9 protein-coding genes are annotated in these 9,726 nt (G+C 72.9%); 5 read left to right on the forward strand and 4 right to left on the reverse strand.

Features of this window, described 5'->3' with window-relative positions; all coding sequences use genetic code 11:
* Nucleotides 1-86: 86 nt before the first annotated feature.
* On the reverse strand, nucleotides 87-614 hold the full coding sequence (locus AC0682_RS22830) for an SAV_6107 family HEPN domain-containing protein (protein WP_254812741.1): 528 nt from the start codon (nucleotides 612-614) through the stop codon (nucleotides 87-89).
* Between the two features lie 170 nt (nucleotides 615-784).
* Here AC0682_RS22830 and AC0682_RS22835 point away from each other — a divergent pair, with 170 nt between their 5' ends.
* From AC0682_RS22835 to AC0682_RS22855, 5 genes are all read left to right on the forward strand, one after another.
* The gene (locus AC0682_RS22835) at nucleotides 785-1,582 is read left to right on the forward strand and encodes an ATP-binding cassette domain-containing protein (RefSeq protein WP_478534860.1); all 798 of its coding nucleotides are present in this window, start codon (nucleotides 785-787) and stop codon (nucleotides 1,580-1,582) included.
* The gene (locus AC0682_RS22840) at nucleotides 1,554-3,641 is read left to right on the forward strand and encodes a YhgE/Pip family protein (RefSeq protein ID WP_254812739.1); all 2,088 of its coding nucleotides are present in this window, start codon (nucleotides 1,554-1,556) and stop codon (nucleotides 3,639-3,641) included. Before AC0682_RS22835 ends, AC0682_RS22840 begins: the two co-directional genes overlap by 29 nt.
* 29 nt (nucleotides 3,642-3,670) lie before the next feature.
* A complete protein-coding gene (locus AC0682_RS22845) occupies nucleotides 3,671-4,282 on the forward strand; it encodes a TetR/AcrR family transcriptional regulator (protein WP_254812738.1) in 612 nt (203 codons plus the stop codon).
* Nucleotides 4,283-4,683: 401 nt separating this feature from the next.
* The gene (locus AC0682_RS22850) at nucleotides 4,684-5,301 is read left to right on the forward strand and encodes a DUF4126 domain-containing protein (protein ID WP_254812737.1); all 618 of its coding nucleotides are present in this window, start codon (nucleotides 4,684-4,686) and stop codon (nucleotides 5,299-5,301) included.
* 31 nt (nucleotides 5,302-5,332) lie between these two features.
* The gene (locus AC0682_RS22855; protein ID WP_478534861.1) at nucleotides 5,333-6,838 is read left to right on the forward strand and encodes a phytoene desaturase family protein; all 1,506 of its coding nucleotides are present in this window, start codon (nucleotides 5,333-5,335) and stop codon (nucleotides 6,836-6,838) included.
* A 43-nt stretch (nucleotides 6,839-6,881) separates the two neighbouring features.
* Here AC0682_RS22855 and AC0682_RS22860 read toward each other — a convergent pair whose 3' ends face one another.
* The 3 genes from AC0682_RS22860 to thiE form a co-directional block, all read right to left on the reverse strand.
* Nucleotides 6,882-7,862, reverse strand: a complete 981-nt coding sequence (locus AC0682_RS22860) for an SCO2102 family sporulation regulator (protein ID WP_478534862.1) — start codon at nucleotides 7,860-7,862, stop codon at nucleotides 6,882-6,884.
* Between the two features lie 48 nt (nucleotides 7,863-7,910).
* Nucleotides 7,911-8,828 carry a methylenetetrahydrofolate reductase [NAD(P)H] gene (gene metF, locus AC0682_RS22865; protein ID WP_254812736.1) on the reverse strand — a complete coding sequence of 306 codons (918 nt, stop codon included), beginning with the start codon at nucleotides 8,826-8,828 and terminating at the stop codon, nucleotides 7,911-7,913.
* Nucleotides 8,829-8,952: 124 nt separating this feature from the next.
* Entirely contained in the window at nucleotides 8,953-9,603 is a 651-nt protein-coding gene (thiE, locus tag AC0682_RS22870) for a thiamine phosphate synthase (RefSeq protein WP_478534863.1), read from the reverse strand.
* Nucleotides 9,604-9,726 lie beyond the last annotated feature (123 nt).

The following is a 9,726-nucleotide window of genomic DNA, read 5'->3' on the forward strand; positions in this document are numbered from 1 at the left end:
GGAGCGTGAACAGTGCAGGTGGTGATGTGAGCGTCCACCACCCTATTGCCTCGCACCGCCGTCCCGGTCATCCGGCACCGGCCGTCTCACCCCGCGGCCGTCCTTCCCGTCCTCGGCTGCGGGAGGACCGGCTGGAGGACGAGCAGCCGTTCCACCAGACGCAGGAACCGGTCGGCGTGGTGCAGCAGGTCGTCCGCCTCCCGGTCGCTGGCGGCGCCGGGCATGCCGGCCTCCGCGCGGGCGCGGCGGGAGGCTCCGGCGGCGAAGAGGGCGCTCCAGTCGGCCAGCTCGGGGGCCGTCTCCGGGAGGACGTCCCAGGCGCTGCGGATGCGGTCGCGGTGGCGCTTGTTCGTCTCGGGGCGGCCCCGGGCGGCCAGCACGGCGGCCGCCGTGCGCAGGGCCGCGAGATGGGCGGTGGCGTAGCGCTCGTTCGGTTCGGGGAGCACGGCGGCCTCGTCCAGGCCGGCGCGGGCCTTGGCGAGGAGGTCGAGGGCGGCGGGCGGTGCCGTGGTGCGGCGCAGCACGGGGTGCACATCGTCGGCGGGACCGGTCAGTGAGGGGGCAGGGCTGACGGCGCGGCGCCGCGGGGCGGCGGCTGCGGACGAGCTGGCCATGACGAACCTCCTGTCGTCGTGTGACGGCTCCCTGGCCGTCTGCATCCATGGTGGCGGCCCCCACTGACAATCGGTCAGAACCCTTCCTCGACCTGCTGTTTTGCTTCGAGCGCGAGTTCGGGCTAACTTTTTTGCACTGACCAGTCAGTTCAAATATCAGGGGAGGGTCTGTGGAGAGCCCGCACGGCGCCGCGGTCGGCGCCGAGGACTTCGGACTCAAGGGGCCACGCGGCTGGGCCTTTCGCCACGTGGGGTTCAGCGCTCCGCCGGGGGCGCTCGTGGCGGTCGAGGGGCCCTCGGGTTCCGGCCGCACCTGCCTCCTGCTCGCCCTGACCGGCCGGATGCGCGCCACCGCGGGCAGCGCCCGGGTCGGCGGGCTCGAACTGCCCCGCAAGGCGGCCCCCGTGCGCCGGATCACCGCTCTCGGCCCCGTGCCCGGCGTCAGCGAGCTGGACCCCGCCTTCACCGTCGGTGAGCACCTGCGCGAACGCGCTCTGCTCCAGGGCCGTTACGGGGCCTCCCTGCGCACCCTGCTGCGCCCGCGCGCCGAGCGCCGGGCCACCGCCCGGGCCCGGATCGACGCGGCCCTGGAGGCCGCCGGACTGGACACCGCCGCCCTGCCGAAGGCCGAGCGGACCTCCGTACGGGACCTGGAGCGGCTGGAGGCGCTGCGGCTCTCCGTCGCGCTGGCCCTGATCGGCGCCCCCCGGCTGCTGGCGCTGGACGACGCCGACCTCAAGCTCTCCCCCGCCGAACGGGCCGACGCCTGGGCGCTGCTGCGGTCCGTGGCCGACTCCGGCACGACCGTGCTCGCCGTGTGCAGCGAGGCCCCCGAGGGCGCCCGGGTCGTCCGTACCGTGCCCGTCGCCGACGACGTCCCGGCCGCGCCCGGCTCCGAGGACACCCCCACCACCCCCACCACCGAGGAGGAGACGGCCGATGCGATCGCCGAAGCTGGCCGCGCTTGAGCTGCGGCGGTTCCGCAGGGGGAAGCTCCCGGCCGCCGCGCTGGTCGCCCTGCTGCTCCTGCCGCTGCTCTACGGTGCCCTGTACCTGTTCTCGTTCTGGGACCCGTACGGGAACCTCGACAAGCTGCCCGTCGCCCTGGTCAACAACGACAAGGGAGCCACCAGCGACGGCGAGCGGGTCAACGCGGGGGACGAGATCAGCAAGAAGCTGCTCGACTCCCAGGTGTTCGCGTGGCACGAGGTGAGTTCGGCGGAGGCGGACAAGGGCGTCGAGGACGGCACGTACTACCTGTCGCTGACGATGCCGTCCGACTTCAGCGAGAAGATCGCGTCCAGCGGCGGGGACTCCCCCGAGACGGGCGCGCTCCAGGTGCGGACGAACGACGCCAACAACTACATCGTCGGGCAGATCTCCAAGACGGTCTTCGGTGAGGTGCGCAACGCCGCCTCCACCAACGCCTCCCGGGGCTTCCTGGACCGCATCTTCATCAACTTCTCCGATCTGCACGACAAGACCGCCGACGCGGCCAAGGGCGCCGACGACCTCAAGGGCGGGATATCGAAGGCGAAGGAGGGCTCCAAGGAGCTGGCCGACGGGCTGAAGAACTCCAAGGAGGGCAGCAAGCGTCTCTCCGACGGCATCGTGAAGCTGAACACCGGCGCGGGCCAGGTCGCCACCGGCGCCCGGCAGGTGGCCGGGGGCACGCAGGCCCTGGCCGACAAGGTCAACGGCATCGCGAACGACGCCCGCCCCTTCTTCAAGGAGCACGGCAAGGCCATCGGGGACACCGCCCGCCTGGTCTCCGAGGGTTCGAAGGCCACCCGCGAGGAGCTGGAGCGGCTGGTGGCGCTCGCCCCGACCGCGGCCGCCGACGCCCGTACCGCCTCCGACGAACTCGCCGGGGTGTACCGCACCCGGTGCGAGGAGGCGGCCGAGCCCGACGAGACGTCCTGCCCGGCGCTGAAGAAGGCCAGTGAGTCGGCGGCCGACGTCGCCAAGGTCGCCGCCGACGTCAACAAGGTGGTCGGCGGCCAGAACGGCGAGCTGAAGAAGCTCACCGCCCATCTCGCCGACTTCCAGAAGCAGGCCGAGACGCTGGCGAAGCGCGCACCGGCCCTGGACTCCGACCTGGAGCAGGCGGTCAAGGACGTCAACGCCCTCAACACCGGCGCCCACAAGGTCGCCAAGGGCGCGGCGGACGTGCACACCGGCCTCGGCAACGCCCGTACCGGCTCGGCCGACCTGGACACCGGCATGGGCAAGCTCAAGTCGGGCGCCGAGAACCTGGACGGCGGGCTGTTCCGGCTCGGGGACGGCTCGGCCGAACTCGCCCAGGGGCTCCACGACGGCGCGGAGAAGATCCCGGACTACGACAAGAAGGACCGGGACGCCCGGACCGACGTCATGGCCGACCCGGTGAAGCTGGCCTCCAAGTCCCTCCACGCGGCGCCCAACTACGGCACCGGTTTCGCCCCGTACTTCATCCCGCTCTCCCTCTGGGTCGGCGCGATGGTCGCCTACATGATCATCCAGCCGCTCAACAAGCGGGCGCTCTCCACGGGCGCCTCCGCCTGGCGGATCGCCCTCGCCGGCTGGCTCCCGGTCGCCGCCATCGGTGTCCTCCAGGTCGGCGCCCTGATGGCCGTCCTGCACTGGGGCCTCGGCCTGGAGATGGCGCGCTCGGCCGGAACGGTCGCCTTCCTCACCCTGGTGACCTGCTGCTTCTCCTCGATCGTGCAGTGGCTGAACGCCTGCTTCGGCGCGGCGGGACGCATCCTGGTGCTGGTGGTGCTGATGCTCCAGCTGACCTCGGCCGGGGGCACCTACCCCGTCCAGACCAGCCCCGGCTTCTTCGGTGCGATCCACCCGTACCTGCCCATGACGTACGTCGTGGAGGGGCTGCGCAGGCTCATCACCGGCGGCCCCCTCGGCCCGGTCTGGCTGGGCTGCGCGGTGCTGGCCGCCTTCACCGTCGGCGCGCTCGCCCTGACCGCGTGGACCGCGCGGCGCAAGCAGGTGTGGAGCCTGAGCCGACTGCACCCGGAGCTGAGCCTGTGAGCGCCCCGGAAGCTGGGAGAATCGGCCTCATGGAAAGCAGTGGCACCACGCGCCGCCAGGCCACCCGGCAGAGGCTCTACGAGGCGGCGGTGACCCTCATCGCCGAGAAGGGCTTCTCGGCCACCACCGTCGACGAGATCGCCGAGCGGGCCGGGGTCGCCAAGGGCACGGTCTATTACAACTTCAAGAGCAAGACCGAGCTGTTCGAGGAGCTGCTCCGGCACGGTGTCGGACTCCTCACCGCCTCGCTGCGGGCCGCTGCCGAGGAGTCGCAGGAGCGCGGCGGCACCCGGGTCGAGGCGCTGGACGCGATGATCCGGGCCGGACTCGCCTTCATCGACCGCTACCCGGCCTTCACCCAGCTGTACGTGGCCGAGCTGTGGCGCACCAACCGCGCCTGGCAGTCCACGCTGCTGGTCGTGCGCCAGGAGGCCGTGGCCGTGGTGGAGGGCGTGCTGCGCGAGGCGGTGGACAGCGGTGAGCTGAGCGAGGAGATCGACATCCCGCTGACGGCGGCCGCCCTGGTAGGGATGGTGCTGGTGGCGGCGCTGGACTGGCAGGCGTTCCAGCCGGAGCGCTCGATCGACGAGGTCCACTCGGCGCTCTCGCTGCTGCTCCACGGGCGGGTCAGCGGGCACTGAGCCGCTGAGGCCGCTGAGGCCGCTGAGGCACGGTCCCGGAGCGGAGAGGCACGGCCCCGGAGAAACACGAAGACGCCGGCCGCTGGAGCTCGCATCCCCCTGCGAGCTTCACCGGACCGGCGTCTTCCGTGCGTCCGTCGGACCCGTTCCCCGTGACCCCGTATGTCCCCCGTGGTCCCCGGGCCTCCGTCGTGCACCCCCGTTCCGTCAGGGGCCGCGCCCGGTCCGCCGCCCCGTGCCGGCGGTCCGGGCGCCGCGCCCCTTCCGTGGTCACCACTCTTCCGTCCGCGCAGGTCCGGGCCTATCCGCGCAGCTACTCATCTCGTCTCCTGAGTACGGGTACTCAGGAGTGCGCACCCGGCCCCACCCGGCCGCCGGGGCCGGTCGTTACGATCTCCCCCGTGTCCGTAATCCCCCTGGTGTTCACAAGCGGCTGGGCGAGCGGGATCAACGCCTACGCGGTGGTCCTGCTGCTCGGCCTGTTCGGCGCGACCGGCGTCTCCGACGCGGTCCCCGCCGCGCTCCAGCGCACCGATGTGCTGATCGTGGCCGGTGTGCTCTTCCTCTGCGAGGTGGTGGCCGACAAGATCCCGTACGTGGACTCCGCCTGGGACACCGTGCACACGGTGATCCGCCCGGTGGCCGGCGCGGTGATCGCGGCCCTCCTCGCCGGGGAGAGCGGTTCGCTGCCGGAGCTGGCGGCCGGGGCGATCGGCGGGTCGACGGCGCTGATGAGCCATCTGGTGAAGGCCGGGACGAGGATGGCGGTCAACACCTCCCCCGAACCCTTCAGCAACATCGGGGTGAGCATCGTGGAGGACCTCGGCGTCGCCGGGGTCGTCACGTTCGCCATATTCAACCCGGTGGCGGCGGCCGTGATCGCCGGGGTGCTGCTGCTCGTCGGGATCGTCCTCGTGGTCTTCCTGGCCTCCCGGATCCGCCGCTTCCTGCGCCGCCGGGCCCAGCGCCGCGAGGAGAAACACCTGGCCGCGACGGGTGGTGCCCTGCCTCCCGGCTGAGCTGTCAGTGATGGCCGATAGGGTCGGCGGCATGGCACGAATTGCGGTGATCGGCGCCGGGACGGGCGCCATGGCGGCAGCCGCCCGGCTCGCCGTCGCGGGCGACAAGGTGACGGTGTACGAGCGGTCCGCGAGCTACGGCGGCTCGCTCGGCCGCCATGAGCACGAGGGCTTCGTCTTCGACACCGGCCCCGGTCTGCTGCATCTGCCCGCCGTCCAGCGGGACCTCTTCGTGAAGACCGGCAAGGAGTCCTTGGAGCAGTGCGTCACGCTGACCGAGGTCGACCCGGCGAGCCGCCATCTCTTCGCGGACGGCACGGCGGTGTCCCTGCCCAACGCCTCCCGCGCCAAAGTGGCCGCCGCCCTGGACGCGGCGCTCGGCGCCGGTGCCGGGGAGCGGTGGACCGGGTTCCTGGAGCGGGCCCGGGACGCCTGGGACCGTTCGCGCCGACCGCTGCTGGAGGAGCCGCTGCGGGCGGACCACCAGGTGCTGGGGCGCGACCCGTACCCCGCCCTGCGGCAGCGTCGGCTGCTGCGCACCCGGCAGGCGGCGACCGTCGCGGAGATCGGCGCCTGGGAGCTGGGGGACGCCCGGCTGGCCGCCCTGCTCGACGGATACGCCCTCTCGTACGGCCTGGACCCGCGCACTGCGCCCGCGAGCGCCGCGCTGCTGCCGTACATGGAGCAGTCCTTCGGCAGCTGGTACGTGCTGGGCGGGATGCGGGAGCTGGCCCGAGCGGTGTACGAGCGGTGTGTGGCCCGGCGGGTGGAGTTCGTCTTCGGCGCCGAGGTGGTCCGGGTCCTGGAGAAGGACGGCCGGGCGGCGGGCGTGGAGTTCGCGGACGGTGAGGTGGCCGAGGCGGACCGGGTGGTGCTGGGGATCCGGCCGCACGCGGGGCTGGTGCCGGGTCAGCGGGTGTGGGGTCCGGGCGATGTGACGGTCCGGGCGGGTGCGGCGGTGCCGGGGCGGTTCACTGTGCTGCTCTCGCTGCGCGGGGGCCGGGACGCGGACGCGGCGCACCGGACCGTGGTGCACAGCACCGATGCGGCGGCGGAGCAGGAAGCGGTGTTCGGGGGGCGGGTCACCGCGCACCCGACGGTCACCGTGCTGCGCCCCGACGACCCGGCGACCCGCCCGGACGCGGCGCACGAGGCGGTGACGCTGACGGCGGTGGTGGCCCCGCAGGGCCCGGTGGATTGGACGGACGCGGCGGTGCGGCAGCGGTTCGCGGAGCTGCTGGTGGAGCGGGCGGAGGCGGCTGTCGAGGGGCTGCGGGGGCGGATCCTGCACACGAAGGTCCGGACGCCCGCGGAGACCGAGGCCGAGACGGGGGCCGAGGGGGGTGCGGTGCCGCCGCCGGCGCTGGCCGGTGCGGAGGGAGCGTATCTGCACCCCGGCAACCTCACCCGGCTGCCGGGGCTCTATCTGGCGGGTGGCTGGTCGCACCCGGGCGGCGGGCTGGCGCATGCCGGGATGTCGGGGACGCTGGTGGCCGGGCTCGTGGTGGAGGGGGACGGCTTCCGCGGCTCGCAGTGAGCGAGAGCGCCGTCGGGGGCCTTGCCCCCCTCGGCGGCGCGCCTCAGTAGCGGTACTGCTCGTTCTGGCCGGTTTCGTAGCCGTCGCCGCCGTTGCCCTGGCCGTACGGGGCGGGCCGGCCGGGCGGCATCGGGGGGTACGGCTCGGGGTCGCGCTGCTGCGGGACCCAGACCCCGCCGGGCGGGGTGTCGGTGGCGTACGGGTCCGTGCCGTAGGCCTGGGCGTAGGGGTCGGTGTAGCTCTGCTGGCCGCCCTGGCTGTCGTAGGCGGTGCCGTAGGTGTCGTAGCCGCCGTAGGGGGCGGACGACGCGCCGGTGGTGCCGATGTACGGGTCGGAGTAGGCGGCGTAGCTCTGCTGCTGACCGGTCCCGTAGTCGTACGGCCCCGCGTAGCCGTCCTGGGCCTGCTGCTGGTCGTAGCCGCCGTGGGGGTCGTACGCGGCGAACTGCGGCTGGGCCCCGTCCGACGCGTACGGCTGCCGGTCGTCCCGGCTCCCCCCGTCGCCCGAGTCGCTGTAGACGCCGTACTGGCCTGTGTCGTCGGGCAGCGGCAGGGGCTCGTACACGGAGGTGGGGGCGTCGGAGTCGGCGGCCGGGTTCCCCGTGCCGTGGGCGAAGGGGTCGGCTGCCGGGGTCCCCGAGCCGTGGTCGAAGGGGTCGGCTGCCGGGCCGGTGGCCGGGTTGGAGACCTCCAGGCCGGAGACCTCCAGCGTGGGCTCCTTGGTGGCCGCGCGCTCGCCGCCGCCCCGGCGGCGGCGGCTCTCTCCCGGGCTGCCGCCGATGGCCCAGCCGGTGGAGAAACCGCGTCGGAAGGAGAGCGTCACACAGGTCTGGCCGGCGGCGAAGGCGAGGGCCCCGACGACGATGACCGGGACGGAGGCGAGCAGGACCCCCACGACCACGCCGAGGAAGCCGCCGAAGGCCAGGAGCCGCCAGCGCAGCCGCGCCTTGTACTGCAGCAGCACCTCACCCAGCAGCCACAGCGCCACCAGACCGAATGCGATGTAGAGGACCGTCCAGCCCACGCCCGCCCCCTCCTGCGGCCGCAGCCGCTCGGGGGCGGGTACGGCCGGTCACGACTGCTTGTGCAGTCCGAGATTTTCGTAGATTTCGAGCGTTGCCGTCGAGTTGTTGAGCGTGATGAAGTGCAGCCCGGGCACACCCTCGGACAGCAGTTTCGCGCAGAACTCCGTTGCGAACTCGATGCCAATGGAGCGTACAGCGGCCGGATCGTCCTTGACCGCGAGGATCCGCTCTTTCAGCGGCTCGGGCACGGTCGCATTGCTGAGCTGCGGGAATCTTTCCAGTTGCTTCACACTGGTGAGCGGCATGACCTCGGGGATGATCGGCGTTTCACAACCCGCAGCGACCACTCGGTCACGCATCCGGAGATAGTGCTCCGGACGGAAGAACATCTGGGTGATCGCATAATCGGCCCCGGCCCGGCACTTGTCGACGAAATGACCGATGTCGGTCTCCCAGTCGGTGGAGCGCGGGTGCATTTCCGGGAACGCGGCGACACCGACGCAGAAGTCGCCGGCCTCCTTGATGAGGCGGACGAGATCGGCCGCGTACGTCACGCCGCGCGGGTGCTCGACCCACTCGCCCATGGGGTCGCCGGGCGGGTCGCCCCGGACCGCGAGGATGTTCCTGATCCCGGCGTCGGCGTACTGGCCGACCATGTTGCGCAGTTCGGCGATCGAGTGGCTGACCGCGGTGAGGTGGGCGACCGGGGTGAGTGTGGAGTCGGCGGCGATCTGCTGGGTCGCCCGCACCGTCCCGGCCCGGGTGGAGCCGCCGGCCCCGTAGGTCACCGAGACGAAGCTCGGCCGCACCGCCTCGATCCGGCGCAGCGCGCTCCAGAGGTTGCGCTCGCCCTTCTCGGTCTTGGGCGCCCAGAACTCGAAGGAGTACGAGGTTTTCCCGGTCGCGAGCATGTCACGCACGGTGCGCGCGTGGTCCGTCCTGGTGGAAGCTGTCCCAAGGGCCATAGGGGGAGGTTAACCAGAGGGTGGACACTCCCCCAACCAGAGCAGACGTTATTGTCTTGTTCTCCCCTTTTCGGCGTCCACCCTTTGGGACAGCACCTGGCCAGGGCCGACACGAAAGCGCTGCTCAGAGCGCGTGTACGCGGACCCGCTTCGCCAGCTCGGCGGTGGCGGCGGCCGGATCCTCCGCCTCGGTGATCGCGCGGACGACCACGATCCGGCGGGCCCCCGCCTCCAGGACCTCGTCCAGACTGCCCGCGTCGATCCCCCCGATGGCGAACCAGGGGCGCGGCTGGGCCAGGGAGGCGGCGTACCGCACGAGGCCGAGGCCGGGGGCGTGGCGGCCGGGCTTGGTGGGGGTGGGCCAGCAGGGGCCGGTGCAGAAGTAGTCCACGCCTTCCTGGGCGACGGCGGCGTCGACCTCGGACTCGGCGTGCGTGGAGCGGCCGATCAGCCGTTCCTGGCCGATGATCGCGCGGGCGGCGGGCACGGGCAGGTCTCCCTGGCCCAGGTGCAGGACGTCGGCGCCGACGGCATGGGCGATGTCGGCCCGGTCGTTGACGGCGAGGAGCTTGCCGTGGCGGCGGCAGGCCTCGGCGAAGAGCGCCAGGTGCTCCAGCTCCTCGGCCGCCTCCATGCCCTTGTCCCGGAGCTGGACGATGTCGACCCCACTGGAGAGCACGGCGTCCAGGAAGGCGGGGAGGTCGCCCTGTCGCTTACGGGCGTCCGTGCAGAGGTAGAGCCGGGCGTCGGACAGCTGCTCGCGAGGCGTGGGCATGGTGGAGTCCCCCCGTGGTCGTGGGGGGGGGGGGGGGGGGGGGGGGGGGGGGGGGGGGGGGGGGGGGGTGGGGGGGGGTGGTGGGGGGGGGGGGTGGGGGGGGGGGGGGGGGGGGTCCCCTCT

Source organism: Streptomyces sp. NPDC043746, assembly GCF_056436485.1.

What these genes read in the sequence shown, in the direction of transcription:
- AC0682_RS22830 (WP_254812741.1), bottom strand. Translation starts at nt 614, where the DNA reads ATGGCCAGCTCGTCCGCAGCCGCCGCCCCGCGGCGCCGCGCCGTCAGC.
- AC0682_RS22840 (WP_254812739.1), top strand. Translation starts at nt 1,554, where the DNA reads ATGCGATCGCCGAAGCTGGCCGCGCTTGAGCTGCGGCGGTTCCGCAGG.
- AC0682_RS22855 (WP_478534861.1), top strand. Translation starts at nt 5,333, where the DNA reads ATGGCACGAATTGCGGTGATCGGCGCCGGGACGGGCGCCATGGCGGCA.
- metF (WP_254812736.1), bottom strand. Translation starts at nt 8,828, where the DNA reads ATGGCCCTTGGGACAGCTTCCACCAGGACGGACCACGCGCGCACCGTG.
- AC0682_RS22845 (WP_254812738.1), top strand. Translation starts at nt 3,671, where the DNA reads ATGGAAAGCAGTGGCACCACGCGCCGCCAGGCCACCCGGCAGAGGCTC.
- thiE (WP_478534863.1), bottom strand. Translation starts at nt 9,603, where the DNA reads ATGCCCACGCCTCGCGAGCAGCTGTCCGACGCCCGGCTCTACCTCTGC.